Origin of the sequence: Leucobacter chironomi DSM 19883 (assembly GCF_000421845.1) — a bacterium.
Taxonomy (GTDB): Bacteria; Actinomycetota; Actinomycetes; order Actinomycetales; family Microbacteriaceae; genus Leucobacter; species Leucobacter chironomi.
Genome location: NZ_ATXU01000002.1, coordinates 200,080 through 224,585, shown reverse-complemented (window position 1 = coordinate 224,585; position 24,506 = coordinate 200,080). Strand labels below are relative to the sequence as shown.

25 protein-coding genes are annotated in these 24,506 nt (G+C 67.7%); 18 read left to right on the top strand and 7 right to left on the bottom strand.

What is annotated here, in order from left to right; all coding sequences use genetic code 11:
* Positions 1-2: 2 nt before the first annotated feature.
* The 9 genes from sufD (at position 3) to H629_RS0102885 (ending at position 8,970) form a co-directional block, all read left to right on the top strand.
* Positions 3-1,181, top strand: coding sequence for a Fe-S cluster assembly protein SufD (gene sufD / locus H629_RS0102925; RefSeq protein ID WP_024355862.1), 1,179 nt, complete (start codon positions 3-5; stop codon positions 1,179-1,181).
* Complete coding sequence (locus H629_RS0102920; protein ID WP_024355861.1) at positions 1,181-1,513, top strand: non-heme iron oxygenase ferredoxin subunit; 333 nt, start codon at positions 1,181-1,183, stop codon at positions 1,511-1,513. Before sufD ends, H629_RS0102920 begins: the two co-directional genes overlap by 1 nt.
* Positions 1,510-2,268: a Fe-S cluster assembly ATPase SufC gene (gene sufC / locus H629_RS0102915; protein ID WP_024355860.1), complete on the top strand. Its 759-nt coding sequence runs from the start codon at positions 1,510-1,512 to the stop codon at positions 2,266-2,268. The genes H629_RS0102920 and sufC overlap by 4 nt, the downstream gene beginning before the upstream one ends.
* A 17-nt stretch (positions 2,269-2,285) precedes the next feature.
* Positions 2,286-2,645, top strand: coding sequence for a metal-sulfur cluster assembly factor (locus H629_RS0102910; RefSeq protein ID WP_024355859.1), 360 nt, complete (start codon positions 2,286-2,288; stop codon positions 2,643-2,645).
* Positions 2,646-2,657: 12 nt separating this feature from the next.
* Positions 2,658-4,187 carry a glucose-6-phosphate dehydrogenase gene (zwf, locus tag H629_RS0102905; RefSeq protein ID WP_024355858.1) on the top strand — a complete coding sequence of 510 codons (1,530 nt, stop codon included), beginning with the start codon at positions 2,658-2,660 and terminating at the stop codon, positions 4,185-4,187.
* On the top strand, positions 4,184-5,116 hold the full coding sequence (locus H629_RS0102900; protein WP_024355857.1) for a glucose-6-phosphate dehydrogenase assembly protein OpcA: 933 nt from the start codon (positions 4,184-4,186) through the stop codon (positions 5,114-5,116). The genes zwf and H629_RS0102900 overlap by 4 nt, the downstream gene beginning before the upstream one ends.
* Before the next feature lie 14 nt (positions 5,117-5,130).
* Complete coding sequence (gene gndA, locus H629_RS0102895; RefSeq protein WP_024355856.1) at positions 5,131-6,567, top strand: NADP-dependent phosphogluconate dehydrogenase; 1,437 nt, start codon at positions 5,131-5,133, stop codon at positions 6,565-6,567.
* Complete coding sequence (pgl, locus tag H629_RS0102890; RefSeq protein ID WP_024355855.1) at positions 6,567-7,286, top strand: 6-phosphogluconolactonase; 720 nt, start codon at positions 6,567-6,569, stop codon at positions 7,284-7,286. The genes gndA and pgl overlap by 1 nt, the downstream gene beginning before the upstream one ends.
* Positions 7,287-7,371: 85 nt before the next feature.
* Positions 7,372-8,970, top strand: a complete 1,599-nt coding sequence (locus H629_RS0102885; RefSeq protein WP_024355854.1) for an ABC-F family ATP-binding cassette domain-containing protein — start codon at positions 7,372-7,374, stop codon at positions 8,968-8,970.
* Positions 8,971-9,006: 36 nt separating this feature from the next.
* Here H629_RS0102885 and H629_RS15615 read toward each other — a convergent pair whose 3' ends face one another.
* The 5 genes from H629_RS15615 to H629_RS14400 all read right to left on the bottom strand — a co-directional run bounded on the left by H629_RS15615 (position 9,007) and on the right by H629_RS14400 (position 12,121).
* Positions 9,007-9,198, bottom strand: coding sequence for a Maf family protein (locus H629_RS15615; protein ID WP_240471006.1), 192 nt, complete (start codon positions 9,196-9,198; stop codon positions 9,007-9,009).
* A gap of 441 nt (positions 9,199-9,639) precedes the next feature.
* Positions 9,640-10,575 carry a cutinase family protein gene (locus H629_RS14405; protein ID WP_240471004.1) on the bottom strand — a complete coding sequence of 312 codons (936 nt, stop codon included), beginning with the start codon at positions 10,573-10,575 and terminating at the stop codon, positions 9,640-9,642.
* A 37-nt stretch (positions 10,576-10,612) separates the two neighbouring features.
* Positions 10,613-11,482: an SURF1 family cytochrome oxidase biogenesis protein gene (locus H629_RS0102870; RefSeq protein WP_029746510.1), complete on the bottom strand. Its 870-nt coding sequence runs from the start codon at positions 11,480-11,482 to the stop codon at positions 10,613-10,615.
* Positions 11,475-11,708, bottom strand: a complete 234-nt coding sequence (locus H629_RS0102865) for a hypothetical protein (RefSeq protein ID WP_420835244.1) — start codon at positions 11,706-11,708, stop codon at positions 11,475-11,477. The genes H629_RS0102870 and H629_RS0102865 overlap by 8 nt, the downstream gene beginning before the upstream one ends.
* An 8-nt stretch (positions 11,709-11,716) precedes the next feature.
* Complete coding sequence (locus H629_RS14400; RefSeq protein WP_024355850.1) at positions 11,717-12,121, bottom strand: DUF3099 domain-containing protein; 405 nt, start codon at positions 12,119-12,121, stop codon at positions 11,717-11,719.
* Positions 12,122-12,217: 96 nt separating this feature from the next.
* On the opposite strand from H629_RS14400, the gene fabG reads away from it, so the two are divergent.
* Positions 12,218-12,928, top strand: a complete 711-nt coding sequence (fabG, locus tag H629_RS0102855) for a 3-oxoacyl-ACP reductase FabG (RefSeq protein WP_024355849.1) — start codon at positions 12,218-12,220, stop codon at positions 12,926-12,928.
* Positions 12,929-13,018: 90 nt separating this feature from the next.
* Here the strand turns inward: fabG and serB are convergent, their stop codons facing one another.
* Positions 13,019-13,657, bottom strand: a complete 639-nt coding sequence (serB, locus tag H629_RS0102850; protein ID WP_024355848.1) for a phosphoserine phosphatase SerB — start codon at positions 13,655-13,657, stop codon at positions 13,019-13,021.
* A 24-nt stretch (positions 13,658-13,681) separates the two neighbouring features.
* Here serB and H629_RS0102845 point away from each other — a divergent pair, with 24 nt between their 5' ends.
* Together H629_RS0102845 and H629_RS0102840 are read left to right on the top strand one after the other, a co-directional pair.
* Positions 13,682-14,467, top strand: a complete 786-nt coding sequence (locus H629_RS0102845; RefSeq protein ID WP_024355847.1) for an ABC transporter ATP-binding protein — start codon at positions 13,682-13,684, stop codon at positions 14,465-14,467.
* 136 nt (positions 14,468-14,603) lie between these two features.
* Positions 14,604-14,852: a type B 50S ribosomal protein L31 gene (locus H629_RS0102840; RefSeq protein ID WP_024355846.1), complete on the top strand. Its 249-nt coding sequence runs from the start codon at positions 14,604-14,606 to the stop codon at positions 14,850-14,852.
* A gap of 58 nt (positions 14,853-14,910) precedes the next feature.
* On the opposite strand, the gene H629_RS0102835 is transcribed toward H629_RS0102840, so the two are convergent.
* On the bottom strand, positions 14,911-15,609 hold the full coding sequence (locus H629_RS0102835) for an exonuclease domain-containing protein (RefSeq protein ID WP_024355845.1): 699 nt from the start codon (positions 15,607-15,609) through the stop codon (positions 14,911-14,913).
* Positions 15,610-15,707: 98 nt separating this feature from the next.
* Here H629_RS0102835 and H629_RS0102830 point away from each other — a divergent pair, with 98 nt between their 5' ends.
* From H629_RS0102830 to H629_RS0102805, 6 genes are all read left to right on the top strand, one after another.
* Entirely contained in the window at positions 15,708-16,598 is an 891-nt protein-coding gene (locus tag H629_RS0102830) for an alpha/beta fold hydrolase (RefSeq protein ID WP_024355844.1), read from the top strand.
* Positions 16,595-17,512 carry a TrmH family RNA methyltransferase gene (locus H629_RS0102825; RefSeq protein WP_024355843.1) on the top strand — a complete coding sequence of 306 codons (918 nt, stop codon included), beginning with the start codon at positions 16,595-16,597 and terminating at the stop codon, positions 17,510-17,512. The genes H629_RS0102830 and H629_RS0102825 overlap by 4 nt, the downstream gene beginning before the upstream one ends.
* A 94-nt stretch (positions 17,513-17,606) precedes the next feature.
* Positions 17,607-19,178: a type I restriction-modification system subunit M gene (locus H629_RS0102820; RefSeq protein WP_024355842.1), complete on the top strand. Its 1,572-nt coding sequence runs from the start codon at positions 17,607-17,609 to the stop codon at positions 19,176-19,178.
* Positions 19,175-20,101 carry a restriction endonuclease gene (locus H629_RS0102815; RefSeq protein ID WP_024355841.1) on the top strand — a complete coding sequence of 309 codons (927 nt, stop codon included), beginning with the start codon at positions 19,175-19,177 and terminating at the stop codon, positions 20,099-20,101. The genes H629_RS0102820 and H629_RS0102815 overlap by 4 nt, the downstream gene beginning before the upstream one ends.
* Positions 20,098-21,336, top strand: coding sequence for a restriction endonuclease subunit S (locus tag H629_RS0102810; protein WP_024355840.1), 1,239 nt, complete (start codon positions 20,098-20,100; stop codon positions 21,334-21,336). Before H629_RS0102815 ends, H629_RS0102810 begins: the two co-directional genes overlap by 4 nt.
* On the top strand, positions 21,333-24,467 hold the full coding sequence (locus H629_RS0102805) for a type I restriction endonuclease subunit R (RefSeq protein WP_024355839.1): 3,135 nt from the start codon (positions 21,333-21,335) through the stop codon (positions 24,465-24,467). Before H629_RS0102810 ends, H629_RS0102805 begins: the two co-directional genes overlap by 4 nt.
* Positions 24,468-24,506: the final 39 nt, after the last annotated feature.

Below are 24,506 nucleotides of genomic sequence, written 5' to 3'. Positions count from 1 at the left end.
AGATGTCCACCCTGCAGACAGAACAGCACGGATTCAAGGCCCACAGCGACGGCGACTGGGAGAACCGCGCACCGGTGCAGACCCGCTCGGAGCGCTTCAAGTCGACGCAGCTGGCCGACTTCCCCGAGGTCACCGGCCGTGAGGTGAACTGGAAGTTCACCCCGATCGCCTCGGTGAAGGCACTCATCGGCGGCCCGCTCGAAGCCGGCACCTCCGCCCCGGTCGTCTCCGACGCCCCCGGCGTCGAGGTCACCCGCATTCCGATGGACTCGGAGCTCGTGGGTCGCGCCGGCATCCCCGAGGATCAGGCCGCGGCGAACGCCTGGGGCCAGGCGGGCACCGCCCTGCGCATCCTCGTCACCAGCGAAGAGCGCCAGACCGTGACCGTCGACCGCACCGCGCTCACCCAGAACCCGACCGCGGCGCACACGATCATCGAGGCGGCCCCCAACGCGAACGCGCTCGTGATCCTCGAGAACTCGGGCGACGCGAACCTCACCGAGAACGTCGAGATCGTGGTCGGCGACGGCGCGAACCTCACGGTCGTCTCCATCCAGGAGTGGGCCGACGACGCGATCCACCTCGCCAGCCACAACGCGACCGTGGGCCGCGACGGCAACCTCCAGCACATCGTCGTCTCCCTCGGCGGCGGCGTCGTGCGCCTCAACCCCTCGATCCACCTCGACGGGCAGGGCGCCAACGGCGAGAGCTACGGCGCCTACTTCGCCGACGCCGGCCAGCACCTCGAGCACCAGGTCTACATCGACCACAACGCCCCCCGCACCCGCAGCCGCGTCGCCTACAAGGGCGCACTGCAGGGCGAGGGCGCGCACGCGGTGTGGATCGGCGACGTCCTGATCCGCCGCATCGCCGAGGGCACCGACAGCTACGAGGAGAACCGCAACCTCACCCTCACCGAGGGCACGCGCGCCGACTCGATCCCGAACCTCGAGATCGAGACCGGCGACATCGAGGGTGCGGGCCACGCCTCCACCACCGGCCGCTTCGACGAGGAGCACATCTTCTACCTGCAGAGCCGCGGCATCTCCGAGGACGACGCCCGCAAGCTCGTGGTGCGCGGCTTCCTCTTCGAGGTCATCCAGCGCATCGGCAACGAGCAGGTCGAGTCGCGGCTGCAGGAGGCGATCGAGGCAGAGCTGCAGCAGAGCGTGCTCGCATAATGGCGCGCCACAAGGTAGCCGCGCTGAGCGAGCTGGTGCAGGATCAGGCGACCCGCGTGGTCGTCGACGACGTGCCGATCGCTCTCGTGCTCGACGGCCAGGGCGAGGTGCACGCCATCGGCGACACCTGCACCCACGGTCAGATCAGCCTCGCCGAGGGTTTCGTCGAGGACGACACCCTCGAGTGCTGGGCGCACGGTTCGGCGTTCTCGCTGCGCACCGGCTACCCGCAGAACCTTCCGGCCTACGAGCCGGTTCCCGTCTACGTGGTCGAGATCGAAGACGGCGACGTGTACATCGACCCCAACGTTACGAAAGAGATTGAACAATGAGCTCAGTTCTTGAAATCAAGGACCTGCATGTCAGCGTCGAAACCGAGCAGGGCCCCAAGGAGATCCTGAAGGGCGTCAACCTCACCATCAAGCAGGGTGAGACCCACGCCATCATGGGACCCAACGGCTCCGGCAAGTCGACGCTCGCCTACGCCGTGGCCGGTCACCCGCGCTACGAGATCACGAGCGGCCAGCTGCTGCTCGACGGCGAGGACATCACCGAGTTCGAGCCCGACGAGCGCGCGCAGGCGGGCCTCTTCCTCGCCATGCAGTACCCCGTCGAGATCCCCGGCGTCACCAACGCCAACTTCCTGCGCACCGCCAAGACCGCGATCGACGGCGAAGCGCCCGCGATCCGCACCTGGATGGGCGAGGTCAAGGAAGCGATGCAGAACCTGCGCATGGACGAGTCCTTCGCCTCGCGCAACGTCAACGAGGGTTTCTCGGGCGGCGAGAAGAAGCGCAACGAGATCCTGCAGCTCGAACTGCTCAAGCCGAAGTTCGCGGTGCTCGACGAGACCGACTCGGGCCTCGACGTCGACGCGCTGAAGATCGTTTCCGAGGGCGTCAACCGCGCCAAGGAGAACACCGGCCTCGGCGTGCTGCTCATCACCCACTACACCCGCATCCTGCGCTACATCAAGCCCGACTTCGTGCACGTCTTCGTGAACGGCCGGGTCGCGGAAGAGGGCGGCCCGGAGCTCGCTGAGCGTCTCGAGGAAGAGGGCTACGACCGCTTCCTCGCGTCGGCCTAGGCGCGTAGGCTGGTCGTATGAGCGACGAAACCACGGACACCACGACGGCCCCGAAGTCGATCGACCCGGAGTTCCGCGAGCAGGCCACCGAGGCGCTCAAGAACGTGTCGGACCCCGAGCTCGGCGTCAACATCGTCGACCTCGGCCTGATCTACGATCTGGCCTACGACGAGGAGCACGACGCGCTGGTCATCAGCATGACGCTCACGAGCGCCGGCTGCCCGCTGACCGACGTGATCGAGAACGACATCGCCGAAGCGCTCGACGGGCTCGTGGCGGCCTTCCGCATCAACTGGGTGTGGATGCCGCCGTGGACGCCCGAGCGCATCACCGATGACGGCCGCGACATGATGAGGGCGCTGGGGTTCGCGATCTAGGCCCCTGACACCGTGCCCCACAACCCTCTGCGCTCGCCCGGCGATCCCCGACTCAGTCGGATCGCCGGGCCGAGCGCGCTCGTCATTTTCGGGGTCACCGGCGACCTGTCGCGCAAGAAGCTGATGCCGGCCGTCTACGACCTGGCGAACCGCGGCCTGCTGCCGCCCGGCTTCGCGCTCGTCGGTTTCAGCCGCCGCGACTGGGCCGACCGCGACTTCGCCGAGATCGTGCACGACGCCGTGCGCAAGTACGCGCGCACCCCCTTCCGCGAAGCGACCTGGCGACAGCTCGCCCAGGGGATCCGCTTCGTGCAGGGACGCTTCGACGACCCCGATGCCTACACGCGCCTGCGCGAGACCGTCGACGCGCTCGACCGCGAACGCGGCACCATGGGCAACCACGCGTTCTACCTGTCGATCCCGCCGAAGTCGTTCCCCGAGGTCGCCCACCACCTCAGCAGCTCCGGCCTCGTCGACCGCACCGTCGACGACCAGCGCTGGCGCCGCGTGATCATCGAGAAGCCTTTCGGGCAGGACCTGCAGTCGGCGCGCGAACTCAACGAGACCCTGGAATCGGCGTTCCCCGCCGACTCGATCTTCCGCATCGACCACTACCTCGGCAAGGAGACGGTGCAGAACATCCTCTCGCTGCGGTTCGCGAACTCGATGTACGAGCCGATCTGGAACCGCAACTACGTCGATCACGTGCAGATCACGATGGCCGAAGACATCGGCGTGGGCGGCCGCGCCGGCTACTACGACGGCGTGGGCGCCGCCCGCGACGTGATCCAGAACCACCTGCTGCAGCTGCTCGCGCTCACCGCGATGGAGGAGCCGATCTCGCTCAGCGCCGACCACCTGCGCGCCGAGAAGGAGAAGGTGCTCGAGGCTGTGAGGCTGCCAGCCGACCTCGCCACGGCGACCGCGCGCGGCCAGTACGCCGGCGGCTGGCAGGGCGGAGAGCTGGTGCGCGGCTTCCTCGAAGAGGAAGGCATGGACCCCTCGTCCCGCACCGAGACGTACGCGGCGATGAAGCTGTTCGTCAACACCCGCCGCTGGTCGGACGTGCCGTTCTACCTGCGCACCGGCAAGCGACTGGGGCGGCGCGTGACCGAGATCGCCGTGGTGTTCCGACGCGAAGCGGGGGAGCTGTTCGCGAAGGCGCACGGCAACGACCAGGGCTCGAATGCGCTCGTCATCCGCGTCCAGCCCGACGAGGGCATCACGATGCGCTTCGACGCGAAGGTGCCGGGCACCGGCACGCGCGTGCGCGACGTCACCATGGACTTCGGCTACGGCCACGCCTTCACCGAGGCGAGCCCGGAGGCCTACGAGCGCCTGATCCTCGACGTGCTGCTCGGCGACGCGCCGCTCTTCCCGCGACAGGCCGAAGTGGAGCTGTCGTGGCGCATCCTCGACCCCATCGAGGAGTTCTGGGCGGCTCAGAGCCGCGCCCCGGAGCAGTACACCCCCGGATCCTGGGGGCCCGACTCGGCGAACGACCTGCTGGCCCGCGACGGCCGGAGTTGGAGGCGCCCGTGATCGAGCAGCTCCCCAACACGACTGTGAGCGCCGTCGCCCGCCGCCTCGTGGCGATGCGACTCGAGGGCGGGGTCTCCGCACTGGGCCGCGTGCTGACGCTCATCATCGCCACCTCCGAGCCCATCGACGAGACCGTGGTGGAGGCGGCGAACCACGCCTCGAGCGAGCACCCCATGCGCGTCATCGTGATCGTCGCAGACCCCGACGCCGCCTCGCCCCGCCTCGACGCCGAGATCCGCGTCGGAGCCGATGCCGGAGCCAGCGACGTCGTGGTGCTGCGCGCCTACGGCGAGGTCTGCAGCGGCATCGAGAGCCTCGTCACCGGACTGCTGCTGCCTGACGCGCCCGTGGTGGTGTGGTGGCCCGGCGAAGCCCCTGAACGGCCCGGATCGCACCCGCTCGGCCGCATCGCGCAGCGCCGCATCACCGACAGCGCCGACTCCTCGGCCGAGGCGTTCGCCGCCCGCACCACGGGATACGCCGCGGGCGACACCGACCTCGCGTGGACCCGCCTCACCCGGTGGCGCGAGTACCTCGCGGCGATCCTCGACCAGCCGCCCTTCGACCCCGTCACCGCGGTCGAAGTGGTCGGCGGCGTCGACTCGCCCTCCACCCGGCTGCTCGCCGCCTGGCTCGGACTCATGCTGCAGGTGCCCACCGAGTATCGCCTGCACAGCGGGGCCCCGGTGGTGGAAGGGGTGCGCTCGGTCACGCTGCGCCGGGCTTCCGGCGACGCCGTGCTGGAGCGGGTCGCCCCTGCGCGGGCCGTGCTGCGGCAGCCGGGCCAGCCCCTGCACGAGATCTCGCTGCCGCGCCGCACCCTGCGCGAGTGCCTGGCCGAAGAACTCCGAATCCTCGACGAGGACGAGATGTACGGCCGTGTGATGCAGCAGCTCGAAGCCAACGATCGAACGGAGCCACAGTCGTGACCGAAGCAGCAGCCGTGACCGAAGCAGCAGCGAACATCGGGGTCGTCGGCCTCGCCGTCATGGGGGCGAACCTCGCCCGCAACCTGGCGAGTCGCGAGGGCAACACGGTGGCGGTGCTCAACCGCAGCCCCGAGCGCACCGACGCCCTCGTCGCCGAGCATCCCGAGGCCGGCTTCGTGCCCGCGCGCACCTTCGATCAGTTCGCGGCGAGCCTCGCCCGGCCGCGCACCGCCATCATCATGGTCCAGGCCGGCGCCGCGACCGACGCCGTGATCGACGCGCTGGTCGAGGTGTTCGAGCCGGGCGACATCATCGTCGACGGCGGCAACGCGTTCTTCCCCGACACGATCCGCCGCGAGCGGGCCGTGCGCGAGACCGGTATCAACTTCGTCGGCGCCGGCATCTCGGGCGGCGAGGAGGGGGCTCTCCTGGGGCCCAGCATCATGCCGGGCGGATCCGATGAGGCCTGGACGACGCTCGGCCCGATCCTCACCTCCATCGCCGCCGTCGCCGACGGCGAGCCCTGCGTCACCCACATCGGCCACGACGGCGCCGGCCACTTCGTGAAGATGGTGCACAACGGCATCGAGTATGCGGATATGCAGCTGATCGCCGAGGCCTACGACCTGATTCGCCGCGGCACCGGGAAGAGCCCGGCCGAGATCGCCGACGTCTTCGCCGAGTGGAACCGCGGCGAACTCGAGTCTTATCTCATCGAGATCACCGCCGAGGTGCTGCGGCAGATGGACGCCGACACCGGCCGGCCGCTCGTCGACGTGATCCTCGACCAGGCCGGCGCGAAGGGCACCGGCGCCTGGACCGTGCAGACGGCGCTGTCGCTCGGTGTGCCCGTCTCCGGGATCGCCGAGGCCACCTTCGCCCGGTCGCTCTCCTCGCACCCCGAGCAGCGCGCCGCAGCAGCGCAGCTGCCGGGACCCGACGAGGCATTCGCCCCCGACGACGAGGCGGCCTTCATCGAGGACGTGCGCCAGGCGCTCTACGCCTCGAAGATCGTCGCCTACTCCCAGGGCTTCGACGAGATCCGCGCCGGCGCCGCCGAGTACGACTGGCGCATCGACCTCGGCGCGGTCTCGCGCATCTGGCGGGCGGGCTGCATCATCCGCGCGCAGTTCCTCGGGCGCATCGCCGAGGCCTACGCCGAACAGCCCGAGCTGCCGCTGCTCATGTCGGCGCCCTACTTCGCCGAGGCGCTGAGCCGCGGGCAGGCCGCCTGGCGGCGCGTGGTGATCGCCGCGACCGCCGCAGGCATTCCCGCCCCCGCGTTCTCCTCGTCGCTGGCCTACTACGACGGGCTGCGCGCCGAACGGCTGCCCGCCGCCCTCATCCAGGGGCAGCGCGACTTCTTCGGCGCGCACAGCTACCGCCGCGTCGACCGGGCGGGCACCTTCCACACGCTCTGGTCGGGCGACCGCAGCGAGGTGCAGCTCTGATGCGCGTCGAGCGCGTTCTCGACCTGCCCGCGCTGGGCGAGGCGGTCGCGAGCGGGCTCATCGCGGTGTGCCGCGAGCGGCAACGCTCGGGCGCGGTGCCCTGCATCGTGCTCACCGGCGGGCGGTCCGGCGCCCAGGTGCTGCTCGCCGTGCGCGACCACCCCGACCGCGACACCGTCGACTGGAGCCGGGTGCGCTTCCTGTGGGGCGATGAGCGCTGGGCGCCGGCCGGGCACGCAGACCGCAACGATGTGCTGGCCGATGAGTCTCTGTTCGCCGCCGTGGAGACCGACACGACGCTCGTGCACCGCGTCTCCGCCTCCGACTCCGGGGCCACCCTCGACGAGGCCGCCGCCGCGTACGCCGACGTGGTCGCGCGGGTGCCTCGCGTCGACGTGGTGCTCAGCGGTGTGGGGGAGGACGGCCACGTCGCCTCGCTCTTCCCGGGCCGCTCCGAACTGCTGCAGGGCGCCGACGAGGCGGCCGCGCTGCCGGTGCGCGACTCGCCGAAACCGCCGGCCGAGCGGGTCACCCTGTCGCTGCCGGCGCTGAACCGCGCCGATCACTCCTGGCTGCTCGCGGCGGGGGAGGGCAAGGCCGAGGCGGTGCGGGCCGTGCTCGGCGGATCGGAGCCGCTGCCGCCCGCAGCGCACCTCGCCGGCCGGGCCGAGACCGTGCTCTGGGCCGACGACGCCGCGCTGCGCCTGACCACCGTCTGAGCCTTCCGCTGCTCCCGCCGAGTAGACTAGTGAGGTTGTCCACCCGCCAGCCGGCCCCGCCGGTCAGTCCAAGGAGCCTCCCAGCATGATCACCGTCGAAGACCTCGCGATCGACGTCGGCGCCCGACGCCTCATGGAGGGCGTCACTTTCCGCGTGAATCCGGGCGACAAGATCGGCCTCGTGGGGCGCAACGGCGCGGGCAAGACCACGCTCACCCGCACCCTCTCCGGTGAGCTGCAGCCCGCGGAGGGCAAGGTCACCGTGTCCGGCGAGCTCGGCTTCCTGCCGCAGGATCCGCGCACCGGCGACCCCGAGCAGATCGCGCGGCATCGCATCCTCGACGCCCGCGGCCTCGGCACGCTCACGAAGAACATCGCCCAGGCTACCGAGGACATGGCCTCCGAAGACCCCGTAGTCGCTGAGAAGGCGATGAAGCGCTTCGGCAATCTCACCGACCGCTTCCATGCGCTCGGCGGTTACGCAGCCGAGTCGGAGGCCGCCTCGATCTCGCACAACCTCGGCTTGCCCGACAGGGTGCTCGATCAGCCCCTGAAAACGCTCTCCGGCGGTCAGCGCCGCCGCATCGAGCTCGCGCGCATCCTGTTCAGCGACGCCGACACGATGATCCTCGACGAGCCGACCAACCACCTCGACGCCGACTCGATCGTGTGGCTGCGCGAGTTCCTCAAGAACTACAAGGGCGGCTGCATCATCATCTCCCACGACATCGACCTCGTGGGGGAGACCGTCAACAGGGTCTTCTACCTCGATGCGAACCGCCAGGTCATCGACGTCTACAACATGAACTGGAAGCTGTACCTGCGACAGCGCGCCGCTGATGAGGAGCGCCGCCGCAAGGAACGCGCGAACGTCGAGAAGAAGGCGTCGGCGCTCAAGGATCAGGCCGCGAAGTTCGGTGCGAAGGCGTCGAAGGCGGCCGCCGCGCACCAGATGGTGGCGCGCGCCGAGAAGATGCTGTCGGGTCTCGAAGACGAACGCCAGGTGGATCGCGTGGCGAAGCTGCGCTTCCCGGATCCGGCGCCCTGCGGCAAGACCCCGATCATGGCGCAGGGGCTCTCGAAGTCGTTCGGCTCGCTCGAGATCTTCGCGGGCGTCGATCTCGCGGTCGACCGCGGCTCGAAGGTGGTGGTGCTGGGCCTCAACGGTGCGGGCAAGACTACGCTGCTGCGTCTTCTCGCGCAGGTCGATGAGCCCGACACGGGCGAGATCATCGCCGGTCACGGTCTCAGGGTCGGCTACTACGCGCAGGAGCACGAGACGCTCGATGTGCGCGCGAGCGTGCTGCAGAACATGGTGTCGGTATCGCAGCACCTCACCGAGACCGAGGCGCGCAGGGTGCTGGGTTCCTTCCTCTTCACCGGTGACGACGTGCTTAAGCCCGCCGGGGTGCTCTCCGGTGGCGAGAAGACCCGTCTCGCGCTCGCCATGCTCGTGGTGTCCAGCGCGAACGTGCTGCTGCTCGACGAGCCCACGAACAACCTCGACCCCGCCAGCCGCGCGGAGATCCTGGACGCGCTCGCGCACTTCACGGGCGCGGTGATCCTCGTCTCCCACGACCCGGGGGCCGTCGAGGCTCTGAACCCCGAGCGGGTGCTCATCATGCCCGAGGCCACTGAGGATCACTGGTCGAAGGAGTACCTCGACCTCATCGAGCTCGCCTGAGCGGCGCGCCTCGCGGTTCCCGGGCGGGGCGGCGGATCAGCCGGCCCCGCCGGCCCGCTCCACCGCCCGCTCCTCGCGGTCCGACACGTAGTGCGGGACCAGCGAGAGCGCGCTGAAGCGGAAGGGGCGGTCCACCCGGGTGAAGCCGAGCGGGCAGTGCTCCACGCCCGCGGGGATGTACACACAGCCCGAGGTGGTGATCGTGTGGCGCTCGCCCGCGATGTCCATGTAGATCTCGGCCCGAGGTCGTGCGGGTTGTCGGGATCGCCGCCCGTCCAGATGAGGATCTCGTCGTAGTCGTGCACGTGCGGCACGACCCACAGTTCGGGCACCTCGGTCTCGTGGATCCAGATGTGGGTCATGTTGATCTTGGCGTCGGGCACGAGCCCCGCGTGCACGAGCCAGTTCGGCTCACCGAGGTTCTTCGGCGGCTCGAGCTCGGCGGCCTCGCCCTCGTTGTTGAAGTCGTCGGGTCCGCAGACGGGCATGTGCTTCACGAACAGGTGGTCGTACTGATTGCCTCGACACGGTCGCCTCCTCACGGCACCCGCCACGGTGCGGGCGCACGCTTCGAGACTAGGTCGGCCGCCCCAGCGGCCGAAACGCCCGGTGCGCAACGGAGCGCCCGGGGTCAACGCCCCTGCGCCTGCGGGCAACCGGATCCGCGAATCACGGCGCGGGATCCGCTTCCGGCGTCTCGACACCGTCGCCGCCGTCGCCGCCCTCACCGGCCGAACGATCGCGCCCGTCGAGCGCGTCGAGCCTGTCGACGGCGAACGCCGCGCCATCCTGCTGCATGCCGTTGTCGAAGTACTCGACGTGGCCCGACTCGTCGAGATCGAGGCTGCCGCTCTGGCAGATGAAATCGCGCGCGACGCAGTAGTCGCGCAGGCGGTCGGCGAACGCGTCGAGGCTGCCGAGGGGGCGGGGGAGCAGCCCGCTGACGGCGGAATCGAAGCTGCCCTCGTTGAAGCCCTCCCCGCCGACGAAGCGCGGATCGCCGTAGAAGACGATCGCGAGCACCTGCTCCGCGGCCTGCTCCGACACGGCGCCCACGGTGCCGCCCACGAGGCGGGCCTCCGGCGCCGACAGCGCGTCGCCGATCACGAGCGCGCCCTGGGAGTAGCCGAGCAGCACGAAGCGCTGCTCGGGGCAGGCCTCGGCCTGCACGTTGAGGGTGTCGATGAGCATGCGCGCCCCCAGCGTGCCGCCCTCGTTCACATCGCCGTCGGCGGGGTAGTCGAGGTCGAGCACGTCGACCTGTCGGGGCTTCGCCTTCGAGATCGCCCGGGCGACCGGCGAGAGGAGCTGTCCCTTCGAGGGCTCGCCCGTGCCGCGCACCGTGATCACGAGCACCGGGGAGCAGTCGCGCGGATCCACGATCGGATCCGGGTGCAGCTCGGCATCGTACAGATCAGCCGCCTCGGGAGGCGTCGAATCCTCGGCCACCTCCGTGAGGGACTCGCGCGCCGCGCTCGGGTCGATGGGGGCGGCGCAGCCGGTGAGCAGCGCGACCGCGCCCAGAGCGACGGCGCCCATCGCGACGGTGCCCATCTTGACGGCGCCCATCGCGCGGAGGGCCGCGAAGCGTCGGGAAGAAATCACTGAAACCACACTCCAGGATATCCCGACTCGCGGAGTGTCAGCCGCCGATGAGGGCGTCCTCCTCCTCGGCGTCGCTCGGCCCGCGGCGCCGCCGGCGCTCGGCGCTGCGGCGATCCTGCTCCCGCACCGCGCTGCTGTCCGGGTTCAGCCCGCGGTACTCGCGGCGCGCTGCGTATGCCACGCCGATGCAGGCGATGCCGATGAACACGTACCACTGCAGGGCGTAGGAGAGGTGCGGTCCCTCGTCGCGCTCGGGCTTCTGCGGCAGCACCCCGTGCTCGCCGGCCGGCGTCTCCGTCACGAGCATGCCGTAGGCGCCCGTGTAGGCCTCGCCCTCGGTGTCCGTCAGACGCGCCAGCTCGGGGAGTTCGATGCTCGCCACTGTGCGACCCGCGGAGGTGCGGCCCGGGATCGACGGCTCCGAAGCGCGCAGACGCGCCTCCACCCGCACCTCACCGCTCGGCGGATCGGGCAGCTCCTCGGCCGCGATGCCGCCGGTCTCAGCCTCGTGGCCGTCGATCGGCACCCAGCCGCGATCCACGAAGAACACGCGACCGTCTTCCGTGCGGAGCGCCTGGATCAGGTTCGAGCCGACGCCCTCGCGCCCCGGACGGTTGCGAGCGAGGTAGGGGTCTCCCACGTACTCGCCCACCGCCTCGACCGTGCGCCACTTCTGCGCGTCTTCGTCGAAGGCTGCGGGGTTCGGTAGCTCCTCTGCGAGCGGCGTCGCCGGAGCGTCGTAGTTCGCGTCGATGCGGTCGATCTCGGCGCGCGCCTCGGCGCGGCGGTCGAACTGCCAGTTGCCGAGGAACACGCACGCGATCGAGAAGATCGCGAGCATCGCGAAGTAGCCGATCCACCGGCTCGAGCGCAGGAAGCTCCAGCCCACCGGTGCGCCATCAGTCATCGAGCTCACCCACCGCCCGCGTCTCGAGAGGAAAATCGCGCGCCGCGAGAAAGTCGCGCAGCGTCTCGACGTGCGCCTCGCAGGCGAGCCAGGTCTTGCGACGGTCGGCGGCGTGGATCTTCGGGTTGCGCCACAGGATCGCCCACACCGCTTCGTCTCGGCAGCCCGCACGGGAGCACTCGAAGCGATGCGCGGGGGCGCCTCCGAGCATCAGGCCGGCCGGCATTCCGGCGGTCACGCGGCGCCACCGGGGGAGTCGCCCGCGCCGGGGCGGCCAGGATCCGCACTCGGATCAGCGGGAGCAGCCGCTCGGCGCTCCGGCTCGACGTCGACGACGAGCAGCGTCTCGGCCGGGGCGTCGATCGGCGCCTCCGGGGCCGCACCCTCCAGCATCAACGGCTCGGGCGCGTCGGGGGCCTGCCCGCCGTCATGAGCGACCGCGTTGCCCACCATCACCGCGAACCACGGCAGGAACACCGCACCCGCGGCCGCGAGCAGCACCCACCAGCCGCGCACCCAGAACAGCGAGGTCACGCACGCCACGCGCAGGCTCATCGCGACGAAGTACATGCGCATGCGGTGCGCGCGATCCTCGGCCGGATTCACCCCCGCCGATGTCACACTGTAGCTCTTCGCCATGCGCCCTTTCCTCAGTACCGCACCAGCCTACGCCGTCCCGCTGGGACTGCGCTCACATGCAATAGGCTGGGGGCCAGTTTTGACGGAAGGACCCCCATGAGCACCTCGCGCACCGTACTCGTCACCGGCGGCAACCGCGGCATCGGCTACGCGATCGCCGAACGCATGATCGCCGACGGCCACCGCGTCGCCGTCACCGCCCGCTCGGGCGAGGGGCCCGAGGGCTCGCTCACGGTGCGCGCCGAGATGACCGACGCGGCCTCCATCGACGCGGCCTTCACCGAGATCGAGGCGCAGCTCGGGCCGGTCGAGGTGGTCGTCGCGAACGCGGGCATCACGCGCGACACCCTGCTGCTGCGCATGTCCGAGGAGGAGTTCACCTCCGTCATCGACACGAACCTCACCGGCACCTTCCGCGTGGTGAAGCGCGCGGCGAAGGGCCTCCTCAAGGGCCGCTTCGGCCGCGTGATCCTCATCTCCTCCGTCGTCGGCCTGTACGGATCGCCCGGCCAGATCAACTACTCCTCCTCGAAGGCGGCCCTCGTGGGCTTCGCCCGCTCGCTCACCCGCGAGCTCGGTGCCCGCAACATCACCGCCAACGTCATCGCGCCGGGCTTCGTCGAGACCGACATGACCGCCTCGCTGCCCGAGGAGCAGCAGCAGCAGTACCTCTCGAACATCCCCGCGAACCGCTTCGGCCAGGTCGCCGAGATCGCGGGCGCCGCATCGTTCCTCGCGGGCGACGACGCCGCCTACATCTCGGGCGCCGTCATCCCCGTCGACGGCGGCCTCGGTATGGGCCACTGAGCTACCGGCCCTCGCACAGCACAGACGGAGGGCCTGCCGGTTCGATCGAACCGGCAGGCCCTCCGTCTTTCGTGTTCCGCGACGCCCGGATCAGGCCAGGCGGTCGAGCAGCGGGATCGCGCGCGCCAGGTCGTCGGTGATCGAGACGTCGGCGCGATCCTGCACCACCGGCTTCGCGTTGTAGCCGACACCGATCGCCGCGACGCCCATCATCTCCAGATCGTTCGCGCCGTCGCCGATCGCCACGGTCGCCGTGAGCGGGATGCCGCTCGCCTCGGCCCACTCACGCAGCGCCGCCGCCTTCGCCGCCGCGTCGACCACCGGCCCCACCGTGCGCCCCGTCAGGCGACCGTCGGCGACCTCGAGCCGGTTCGCGCGCCAGAAGTCGAGCCCGAGATCTTCGGCGATCGGGTCGAGCACCTCGTGGAAGCCGCCTGAGACAACGCCGACCTTGCCGCCGCGCTCGTGCACCGCCGCGATCAGCTCTCGGATGCCGGGGGAGAGGCGCACCCGCCCGTAGGCCTCTCCGAACACCGCCTCAGGAGTGCCCTCCAGCGTCGCGACGCGCTCGGCGAGGCTCTCGGCGAAGTCGAGCTCTCCCCGCATGGCGCGCTCCGTGACCTCGGCCACCCGCTCACGGCTGCCCGCCGCATCGGCCAGCAACTCGATCACCTCGTCCTGAATGGTGGTGGAGTCGCAATCGAGCACAACAAGCGGTGAAAGGGTCATGCGATCCAGTCTAGGCTTGAGCCTATGGTCAACGTGCTCCGATTCACCGATGTCACCTACGTGCGCGACCGCCGCCCGATCCTCGACGGGATCGACTGGGCGGTCGAGGACTCGGAGCGATGGGTCATCCTCGGCCCGAACGGCGCCGGCAAGACCACGCTCATGAAGCTCGCGACCGCGAACGACTACCCGACCACCGGCTCCGTGGAGGTGCTCGACCAGCGACTCGGACGCGTCGACATCTTCGAACTGCGCAACCGCATCGGCTTCGTCTCCTCGGCCACGGGGCGCCGCCTCCCCGCCTCCGAGACCGTGCGCGACATCGTGCTCACCGCCGCGTACGGCGTCGAGGGCCGCTGGAACGAGCAGTACGACGACGTCGACGTGCGGCAGGCCGAGCGCATCCTCGCCGAGTGGGACCTCGCCGACTACGTCGACCGCGCCTACGGCACCCTGAGCGACGGGGAGCGCAAGCGCGCGCTCATCGCCCGCGCCGTCATGACCGACCCCGAGATGCTGCTGCTCGACGAGCCGAGCGCGAGCCTCGACCTCGGCGCGCGCGAGCGACTGCTCCAGATGCTCTCCGGCTTCGCCCAGTCGCCCCACTCGCCCGCGATGATCATGGTCACCCACCACGTCGAGGAGGTGCCGCCCGGGTTCACCCACGCGCTGCTGTTGCGCGACGGCCGGGCGCAGGCGGCCGGCCCCATCGCCGAAACGCTCACCGCGGCGAACCTCGAGGCCACCTTCGGCATGCCGTTCGAGCTCAGCGTCTCGAACGGCCGCTATGCCGCCGTCGCCAAGCCGTAAGCGCCACGCCCGGATGCGCGGCCCGCATTCTGGCGCGTTCTGGTAAACTAGATCCTTGGTGCGGAGCGATCCGCCAATCCCAAGACCTCAGGGTGTGCTGTTACACACCCACTCCAAGGCAACATAAGGAACACTCATGAAGACCGAAATCCACCCCGAGTACAACGCAATCGTCTTCCGCGACCTCGCCTCGGGAGAGACGTTCCTCACGCGTTCGACGCTCACCAGCGAGAAGACCATCGAGCTCGACGGCGCCACCTACCCCGTCATCGACGTCGAGATCTCCAGCGCCTCGCACCCGTTCTACACGGGCAAGCAGCGCATCATGGACTCGGCCGGCCGCGTCGAGAAGTTCAACCAGCGCTTCAAGGGCTTCGGCGCCTAAGGCACGAACCCACAGAAATGGCGGAGGCATTGCCTCCGCCATTTTTTGTGCCCGCGCATCAGCGCACCGGCCAGCGTCCGTCGGCGACGAACGAGGGATCGCGCACCCGGCGCATGTACTCCTGGAAGCTCTCGGCCTGCGTCGCCGCCCACACGATCTGGGCGCGGTGCAGCTCGTCGAGCTCGCCCGGGATCACGTCGGCGTATTTGCGGGCGATGCGCTGCAGCACCCGCCCCGCGGCGATCGCGTCGTCGCCGGCGTCGTGCGCGTTGCCGATCTCGACGCCGTGGTGCGCCGCGACCGCTTCGAGCGTGCGCTTGCCCTTGCGGTAGCGATCGAACTGCTTGTCGAGGATCAGCGGGTCGACGACGGGGGAGGGGTCGTTCGGCCAGGCCACGCCGTGACGCACCGCCTCCGACGCCAGCAGGCTGAGATCGAAGGGCGCGTTGTAGGCGACGACGGGGAAGCCGCGCTCGATCATCTCGAGCAGCCGCGTCACGATCTGCTGCACGCCGACGGCCGCGGCGATGCCGCTCGCGCGGGCGATCTCGTTGGTGATCCCGTGCACGCGCACCGCCGGCTCGGGAATCTCGACGCCGGGGTCGAGCAGCCAGTCGTAGCGCTCCTGCACCTCCCCGGACGGACCGAGCAGGGCGATCGTGGCGCTCACGATGCGGGCATGGGCGGTGTCGATGCCAGTCGTCTCGGTGTCGAACACCGCGAGATTCGCCGCCCAGAGGGGGAGTTCTTGGGTCACGGGGATCCTTTCGTTCCCCACGATGCTATCGAGCACCGCCGACACCCGCCGTCCGCGCCCGCAGGGCGCTGCCAGCGGGGCGCGGGTAGCATCGGTGCGTGACCGTTTCCCCGACCCTTCTGCGCGTGCCCACGCTCGGCATCGACACCCGCGCCTGGCAGTACGGCGACCCCGACGGGGCCCCGCTGCTGCTCGTGCACGGCTTCCGCGGCGACCACCACGGCCTCCAGGGCGTCGCACAGGGCCTCGCGGAAGCGCTGCCCGGCGTGCGCGCCATCGTGCCCGACCTGCCCGGCTTCGGGGAGACGCCCGCGATCCCGGGGCGCGAGCACGACATCGAACTGTACGGCGAGTGGCTGCGCGCCTTCGCCGCGGCGGCCGCACCCGACGGCTTCGCCGTGCTCGGCCACTCCTTCGGATCGCTCGTGGTCGCCGCGTCGATCGCCGGGGGCCTGCAGCCGAGCCGGCTGATCCTCGTCAATCCGATCTCGGCACCCGCGCTGGAAGGGCCGCAGGCGGCGCTCACGCAGCTCGCCATCGGCTACTATCGGGCCGCCGATCTACTGCCGCCGCGCGCCGCGCGCCGCCTGCTCGGCAACCCGGTGATCGTGCGCGTGATGAGCAAGGTCATGGCGAAGACGGGCGACCCCGAGCTGCGCGGCTGGATCCACGGCCAGCACGACGCCTACTTCAGCACCTTCTCGGATCCGACGACCCTGCTGCAGGCCTTCCGAGCCTCGGTCTCCCACACCGTGCCCGAGTTCGCGCGCGCCTTCACCATGCCGACCCTGCTCATCGCGGGGGAGCGCGACGACATCACGCCGCTCTCGAAGCAGCTCGAGCTGCACCGCCGCATCCCCGGCTCGAGGCTGCGGATCATCCCCGGCACCGGCCACCTCGTGCACTACGAAGCGGTCGACGATGCCGTGGCCTTCGTGTCGGGCTTCCTCGCCGAGACGCAGCTTCGGGAGCAGGAGGCCGCAGCGTGAGGATCATGCGCATCGACGACCTCGCGGCGCCCGAGCTCGCCGACTACACCCGGCTGACCGACGTCGCGCTGCGGCGGGTGCTCGAACCCGAGGAGGGCCTGTACCTCGCCGAGTCGCCGAAGGTGATCGAGCGGGCGCTGCGGGCCGGCCACCGCCCGCGCTCGGTGCTGCTGCTCGAAGAGTGGCTGCCCCGGGTGGAGCCGCTGCTCGCCGACCACCCGGACGTGCCCGTCTTCGTGGGGGAGTCGCAGCAGCTCGAAGCGCTCACCGGCTTCCACATGCACCGCGGCGCGCTCGCCTCGATGCACCGGCCGACGCTGCTCGACCCGGCCGAGCTGCTGCGCGCACCCGCAACGTCGGCGCAGCCCCGCTCCCGTGTCGCGGTACTGGAGGGCCTCACCGACCACACGAACGTGTGTGGTCCCAAACTAGCCGATCCGGAACCCGCCGCCGAGCCTCGCAGACGCAGTCGGATCGCGGTGCTGGAGGGGCTCGTTGACCATACCAACGTCGGCAGCGCCTTCCGTAATGCAGCCGCCTTGGGCCTCGATGCGGTGCTGGTGTCTCCGACCTGCGCTGACCCGCTGTACCGGCGCTCGGTACGGGTCTCGATGGGCACGGTCTTCCAAGTGCCGTGGACACGGATCCCCGATTGGACAAAGGGCATTGCGGAGCTCAAGGCGGCTGGCTATGTCCTGGCCGGCATGACGTTGGGGGAAGGCGCGATCACCCTCGACGAGCTGGTGGCCGAAGATCACGAGAAGCTCGCTCTCGTGTTCGGCACCGAAGGCCACGGCATCACCGCGGAGACGGACGCACTGCTCGACCGCCGGGTCACGATCCCGATGATGGGCGGAGTCGACTCGTTGAACGTGACGGCAGCCGCCGCCGTGGCGTTCTACGCGACGCGGTGATGATGCGGGAAGCCCGAGTGTCAGTGGCACCCGATATCGTAATAGCAAACAACCCAACACCGTGATTGCGCAGTGGCGCGGAGGAGCACGACCCATGGCACCGACGACCAAAGAGGCGCAGCGAGCAGAGTTGCACAAGACGATCTGGCGCATCGCCAATGACCTGCGCGGCAGCGTCGATGGGTGGGACTTCAAGTCCTACGTGCTGGGAATGCTCTTCTATCGCTTCATTTCCGAGAACCTCACGGCGTACCTCAACAAGAACGAGCACGATGCGGGCGAGGTGTCGTTCGACTACCGGCTGGCGGCGGATTCTGACGCGGAGTTCGCGCGCGACGAGGTTGTCGCGGAGAAGGGGTTCTATATCCTGCCGTCCGACTTGTTCGCCAATGTGCGCGATCGTGCCGCGGGCGACGAGAATCTCAACGAGACGCTCGAGCGGGTCTTCAAGAACATCGAGGCGTCGGCGCTGGGTACAGACAGTGAGGACGACATCAAGGGTCTGTTCGATGATCTGGATGTCAACAGCAACAAGTTGGGCTCGACGGTCGCCAAGCGCAATCAGAAGCTGGTGAAGCTGCTCGACGCGATCGGCGACCTGCCGCTGGGGCGGTGGGAGGACAACTCGATCGACCTGTTCGGTGACGCCTACGAGTACCTGATGCAGATGTATGCGGCCAACGCAGGCAAGTCCGGTGGTGAGTACTACACGCCGCAGGAGGTCTCGGAGCTGCTGGCGCGCATCACGGTGGTCGGCAAGAAGCAGGTCAACAAGGTCTACGACCCGGCGGTGGGCTCCGGGTCGCTGCTGCTGAAGTTCGACAAGGTGCTCGGCAAGAACAACGTCCGCCAGGGCTTCTACGGTCAGGAGATCAATCTGACCACGTACAATCTCGCGCGGATCAACATGTTCCTGCACGACGTTAACTACGCGGACTTCAACCTCGCGCACGGCGACACGCTGATCGATCCGGCGCACTGGGATGATGAGCCGTTCGAGGCGATCGTGTCCAACCCGCCCTACTCGATCAAGTGGGAGGGCGATGCGAACCCGCTCCTGATCAACGACGAGCGGTTCTCCCCGGCCGGTGTCCTCGCGCCGAAGTCGAAGGCTGACTTGGCCTTCACGATGCACATGCTCAGCTGGCTGGCCGTCAACGGCACGGCCGCGATCGTTGAGTTCCCCGGCGTGCTGTACCGCGGGGGAGCGGAGAAGAAGATCCGCCAGTACCTCATCGACAACAACTACGTCGACGCCGTGATCCAGTTGCCGCCGGACCTGTTCTTCGGCACGACGATTGCGACCTGCATCCTCGTGCTGAAGAAGTCGAAGAAGACCAGCGACGTGCTGTTCATTGACGCGTCGGCCGAGTTCAAGCGCGTCGGCAACAAGAACAAGCTGCTCGAGGGGCACCAGGCGAGGATCCTCGGAGCGTTCACGGCGCGCGAGCCTGAAGACTACTTCACCACCGTCGTCAGCAACGAGGACATCGCCGCCAACGACTACAACATTGCGGTGTCGTCGTATGTCGAGGCCGAGGACACTCGCGAGGAAGTCGACATCACGGAGCTGAACGCCGAGATCGCGCGCATCGTGGCGCGCCAGGCTGAGCTCCGCACGGCGATCGACGAGATCGTGGCGGATCTGGAGGGCGCGCGGTCATGACGGACATGCCCAACTGGGAAGGCTTCATGATCCCGACGCTCAAGGTGATGAGCGATGGCATCATCCGCCACTGGCGCGAGTTTCAGCCTCTCGTAGCTGATCAGGCGCAGCTCACCGATGAGCAGAGGAAGGAGATGCTTCCGTCCGGGAGCGCGCTCAAGTATGAGAACCGCATCGGCTGGGGTGTCTCGTTCTTGACGAACGTCGGCGCGCTCAGACGTCCAAAGCGTGGTCACTACCAGATCACTGATGCCGGCAAGCAGCTCATCGAGCTGTTTCCGAATGGTGCCAAGGAACGTGACATCAAGGCGCTCGGAGCAGATCCCAGCTCGCCGATCCGCGAGTACGTGGCGACCACGACCCGCAAGACGAGCGAGTCTGCAACGACCGCTCCGACTGAAGAGTCGTCGATGACTCCTACCGAGCAGGTGCAGAGCGGCGTCGAGCGAATCCACGACGAGATCGCGGTCGAGCTGCTCACTCGGCTGCAGGACAAAGAACCAGGCTTCTTCGAGCAGGCGGTTGTCGATCTCCTGCTGTCAATGGGCTACGGCGGCACCACCGGGGCCGGCAGCGTCACCCAGCTCAGCAACGACGGAGGCATAGACGGTGTCATCGACCAGGACATCCTCGGCCTCAACCGCGTCTACATCCAGGCCAAGCGTTACCAAGACGGCAACACTGTCGGACGCCCCGACCTCCAGGCGTTCGTTGGAGCACTCAGCGGCAAGGCCGACAGCGGCGTCTTCATCACGACCAGCCGGTTCTCCGACGGCGCGCGTACCTACGCCGAGAATGTGCCGACCCGCATCATCCTGATCGACGGCAAGCGCCTCACCAGCCTCATGATCCGGTACGGCGTCGGCGTGCAAGTGAAAGAGACCTACAAGGTCATAGAGATCGACGAGGACTTCTTCGCATGAGCCGCATTGATGACCTGATCCAGGAACTTTGCCCAGATGGGGTGGAGCGAATGCCGCTCGGAGAGTTCGCGACATTGGTGCGTGGAAACGGCATGCCGAAGACTGACCTCGTCGAGTACGGTGTCGGTGCCATTCACTACGGTCAGATCTACACCCGCTACGGGGTGTGGGCGACTGAGACACTGTCGTATGTAACGCCAGAGAAAGCTGCAAAGCTCGCGAAGGCTGACCCGGGCGACATCCTCATTACGAACACCAGTGAGAACATCGACGACGTCGGCAAGGCAGTGGCTTGGCTTGGTGATGCGACGATCGTGACCGGTGGCCACGCCACGGTGATCAAACACGATCAGGAGCCGAAGTACCTCGCGTATTGGTTTGCTTCGGCGGACTTCTACGTACAGAAGCGGAAACTCGCGACTGGCACGAAGGTTGTCGACGTGTCTGCAAAGCAGATGGCAACTGTCCGAATCCCGGTGCCGCCTCTCGAGGTCCAGCGCGAGATCGTGCAAGTATTGGATAAGTTCACCCAGTTGGAAGCGGAGCTGGAAGCGGAGCTGGAAGCGGAGCTGGAAGCGCGGCGCGCCCAGTACACCCACTATCGGCAGGCGATGCTTGACCAGGTGGATGCGCCCCGCATGAGTCTCGCCGACCTCGGCTCCTGGCTTGGCGGCATGACTCCCTCGAAGCAGAATGCGGCGTACTGGGACGGTGGGGATATCCCATGGCTTGCTTCCATGGATGTGAGTGATGAGTCAACGAACGAGATTCGCGGGCGCGTCACTGCACGAGCAATACAGGAGACCTCTCTGAAGGTGGTATCCGCCCCGTCGATTCCGGTGGTGATGCGGTCTAATATCCTGCGGCGTACTTTGCCTGTCGGCTTTGTTGATGTCGATACGACGGTCAACCAAGACATTCGCGCGTTGGTGGTCGGTGATGGCGTGGACGCTCGCTATGCGTACCAGGTCCTCCGAGCGGACAGTGAACGTATCCGAGAGCAGTGTGTCCGTACGGATGGGTCAATGGCGGCGGTCTCCTCCAAGTCTTTCTTCGCCTGGAAGGTGCCGCTTCCCAGCTTGACGGAGCAGCGGAGAATCGCTGCGGCGCTCGATGAATTTGACGCCCTCGTCAACGACCTCAGTATCGGTCTCCCGGCCGAGCTCGCTGCCCGTCGCAAGCAGTACGAGCATTATCGTGACCGGCTTCTGACGTTCAAGGAGCGGACGGCATGAGCGATGCGCTAGCGCGCACGTACGATCCGATCGCTGTCTCGTCGGAGAGTACGGTTGTCGCTGAGTATGTTCACGATCCGTCGCAGGCTGATGCGTATCAGTCGGAGTCTGGGCTCGAGAAGGAGATGATCCGACTCCTTGAGGGGCAGGCGTACGACTATCTGCCGATCACGTCGGAGGCGGAGCTGGTAGCGAACCTCCGAGCGCAACTCGAGAGGGTCAACAGAATCACTTTCTCGGATGCCGAGTGGGAGCAGTTCTTCACGACGAAGATCGCAGGTGCCAACGACGGCATCGTCGAAAAGACCGTGCGTGTCCAGGAGGATCACATTCAGATCCTCAGACGCGACGACGGGACGACGAAGAACATCGCGCTGATCGACAAGACGAACATCCACAACAATCGGCTGCAGGTCATCAATCAGTACGAGATCGCCCGCGGCGAGAGCTCTGCCGGCGATGGCGGTGCGAAGTACGCCAATCGCTACGACGTGACCGTGCTCGTCAACGGGCTGCCGATGGTGCACATCGAACTGAAGCGTCGCGGCGTCGACATCCGCGAGGCCTTCAACCAGATCAACCGGTACCAGCGCGACAGCTTCTGGGCGGGCTCGGGCCTGTTCGAGTACGTGCAGCTGTTCGTGATCAGCAACGGCACGCTGACGAAGTACTACTCCAACAGCACTCGCAACCGGCACTTGGCCGAGCAGAAGAAGTCTGGCGGTGCTGGCAAGGGCAGGAAGACGAGTAACTCGTTCGAGTTCACCAGCTGGTGGGCGGACGCGAGCAACAAGCCGATCACCGAGCTGACGGCGTTCGTGAAGACGTTCTTCGCGAAGCACGCGCTGTTGAACATCCTGACGAAGTACTGCGTGCTCACCGCGGATCGGGACCTGCTGGTGATGCGGCCGTACCAGATCGTCGCGACTGAGCGGATCCTGCAGAAGATCCAGATCTCGACGAACTACAAGACGCTCGGCACACTCGATGCTGGCGGATACGTCTGGCACACCACCGGCTCAGGCAAGACGCTCACTTCGTTCAAGGCCGCGCAGCTCGCATCGAAGATGCCGAGTGTGGACAAGGTGCTGTTCGTCGTGGATCGCAAGGACCTCGACTACCAGACGATGCGTGAGTACGACCGGTTCGAGAAGGGTGCGGCGAACTCGAACACGTCCACGGCGGTATTGAAGAAGCAGCTTGAGGACCGGGGTGCGCGGATCATCATCACGACGATCCAGAAGTTGTCGACGTTCATCAAGGCGAACAAGGGCCACGAGGTGTTCTCGGGCCACGCGGTGATCATCTTTGATGAGTGCCACCGGTCGCAGTTCGGCGACATGCACACCGACATCACACGCGCGTTCAAGCGGTACAACCTGTTCGGGTTCACTGGGACGCCGATCTTCGCCGCGAACGCCGGCAGCGGTGGCAACCCTCAGCTGCGCACGACCGAGCAGGCGTTCGGCGACAAGTTGCACACGTACACGATCGTCGACGCCATCACGGACAAGAACGTGCTGCCGTTTCGGATCGACTACATCAACACCATCAAGGTTGGGAACCCCGACGACTCGCAGGTGTCAGCGATCGACCGTGAGCGGGCTCTCCTGGACGTGCGTCGGATCCGGGACGTCGTGGCCTACACACTGGAGCACTTCGATCAGAAGACGAAGCGCTCATCCAGCTACGAGCACGGAGTCGTGACGAACGTCGCCGACTCGGTGCGGGGCCGGCGTCAGGCGGAGGCACTCAAGGAGCGGAAACTAGTTCGCGGATTCAACGCGCTGTTCGCTACCGCGTCGATCGACGCCGCACGCCGTTACTACAACCAGTTCCAGCTGCAGATGGAGCAGCTGCCACCGGACAAGCGGCTGAAGATCGGGCTGATCTTCAGCTACGGTGCGAACGAGGCCGAAGCCGACGGAATCCTCGATGATGAAGCGTTTGACACCGATGCGCTCGACCGTGACGCGCGCTCGTTCCTGGAAGACGCGATCCAGGACTACAACGACATGTTCGGGACCAGCTACGACACGAGCGCGGACCGGTTCCAGAACTACTACAAGGACCTGTCGCAGCGGATGAAGAACCGCGAGATCGACCTGGTCATCGTGGTGAACATGTTCCTCACCGGCTTCGACGCGACGACGCTGAACACGCTGTTCGTCGACAAGAACCTGCGCGCGCACGGCCTGATCCAGGCGTACTCGCGCACGAACCGCATCCTCAACTCGGTGAAGACCTACGGCAACATCGTCGCCTTCCGCGACCTCGAGGAAGAGACGAACGCCGCGCTGGAGCTGTTCGGCAACAAGGACGCCCGGGGCATCGTCCTGCTGAAACCGTACGGCGACTACTACGGCGAGTACGTCGACAAGGTCACCGAACTGCTCACGCACTTCCCGATCGGGCAGCAGATCGTGGGGGAGCAGGCGCAGAAGGACTTCATCCAGCTGTTCGGCGCAATCCTGCGACTGCAGAACATCCTCACATCGTTCGACGACTTCGACGGCAACGATCCGCTCACCGAGCGACAGCGGCAGGACTACACCAGCATCTACCTGCGGCTACGCGACGAGTACACGCGCGATCGCGACGGCGGCAGAGAAGTCATCAATGACGACGTCGTGTTCGAGATCGAACTCGTCAAGCAGGTCGAGATCAACGTCGACTACATCCTCATGCTCGTCGAGAAGCTCCGCGCCGAGAAAGGCGACGGAGACGACAAGGAAGTCCGCGCCGAGATCACCCGCGCCGTCGACGCGAGCCCGACCCTGCGCAGCAAGCGCGACCTCGTCGAGGACTTCGTCGAGTCGGTGTCGCTGCAGGGCGCGGTCGATGAGCAGTGGCAGGCGTACATCGCCGCGAAGCGAGAGGCCGAGCTTCAAGAGCTCATCGAAACGCACAAGCTCAAGCTGGAGCAGACGCGGTCGTTCGTGGATGCCGCGTTCCGGGACGGCCAGCTGCGCACAGCGGGCACCGAGATCACCCGCATCCTGCCACCCGTGTCGCGGTTCAACCGCGAGTCCAACCATGGCGACAAGAAGAAGCGGGTCATCGAAGCGCTCTCCAGGTTCTTCGAGCGGTTCCGGGGACTTGCCACTGGGGGTGGGGAGCCTGGGGACTGAGGTCAGCACGAAGGGCGCTGGCGGCACAGCCGCTCACGC

Coding starts and splice junctions, on each gene's coding strand:
- sufD (WP_024355862.1), top strand. CDS start 3: ATGTCCACCCTGCAGACAGAACAGCACGGATTCAAGGCCCACAGCGAC.
- H629_RS0102920 (WP_024355861.1), top strand. CDS start 1,181: ATGGCGCGCCACAAGGTAGCCGCGCTGAGCGAGCTGGTGCAGGATCAG.
- sufC (WP_024355860.1), top strand. CDS start 1,510: ATGAGCTCAGTTCTTGAAATCAAGGACCTGCATGTCAGCGTCGAAACC.
- H629_RS0102910 (WP_024355859.1), top strand. CDS start 2,286: ATGAGCGACGAAACCACGGACACCACGACGGCCCCGAAGTCGATCGAC.
- pgl (WP_024355855.1), top strand. CDS start 6,567: ATGCGCGTCGAGCGCGTTCTCGACCTGCCCGCGCTGGGCGAGGCGGTC.
- H629_RS0102885 (WP_024355854.1), top strand. CDS start 7,372: ATGATCACCGTCGAAGACCTCGCGATCGACGTCGGCGCCCGACGCCTC.
- H629_RS15615 (WP_240471006.1), bottom strand. CDS start 9,198: ATGGACATCGCGGGCGAGCGCCACACGATCACCACCTCGGGCTGTGTG.
- H629_RS0102870 (WP_029746510.1), bottom strand. CDS start 11,482: ATGACTGATGGCGCACCGGTGGGCTGGAGCTTCCTGCGCTCGAGCCGG.
- H629_RS0102865 (WP_420835244.1), bottom strand. CDS start 11,708: ATGCCGGCCGGCCTGATGCTCGGAGGCGCCCCCGCGCATCGCTTCGAG.
- H629_RS14400 (WP_024355850.1), bottom strand. CDS start 12,121: ATGGCGAAGAGCTACAGTGTGACATCGGCGGGGGTGAATCCGGCCGAG.
- fabG (WP_024355849.1), top strand. CDS start 12,218: ATGAGCACCTCGCGCACCGTACTCGTCACCGGCGGCAACCGCGGCATC.
- serB (WP_024355848.1), bottom strand. CDS start 13,657: ATGACCCTTTCACCGCTTGTTGTGCTCGATTGCGACTCCACCACCATT.
- H629_RS0102845 (WP_024355847.1), top strand. CDS start 13,682: ATGGTCAACGTGCTCCGATTCACCGATGTCACCTACGTGCGCGACCGC.
- H629_RS0102840 (WP_024355846.1), top strand. CDS start 14,604: ATGAAGACCGAAATCCACCCCGAGTACAACGCAATCGTCTTCCGCGAC.
- H629_RS0102820 (WP_024355842.1), top strand. CDS start 17,607: ATGGCACCGACGACCAAAGAGGCGCAGCGAGCAGAGTTGCACAAGACG.
- H629_RS0102815 (WP_024355841.1), top strand. CDS start 19,175: ATGACGGACATGCCCAACTGGGAAGGCTTCATGATCCCGACGCTCAAG.
- H629_RS0102810 (WP_024355840.1), top strand. CDS start 20,098: ATGAGCCGCATTGATGACCTGATCCAGGAACTTTGCCCAGATGGGGTG.
- H629_RS0102805 (WP_024355839.1), top strand. CDS start 21,333: ATGAGCGATGCGCTAGCGCGCACGTACGATCCGATCGCTGTCTCGTCG.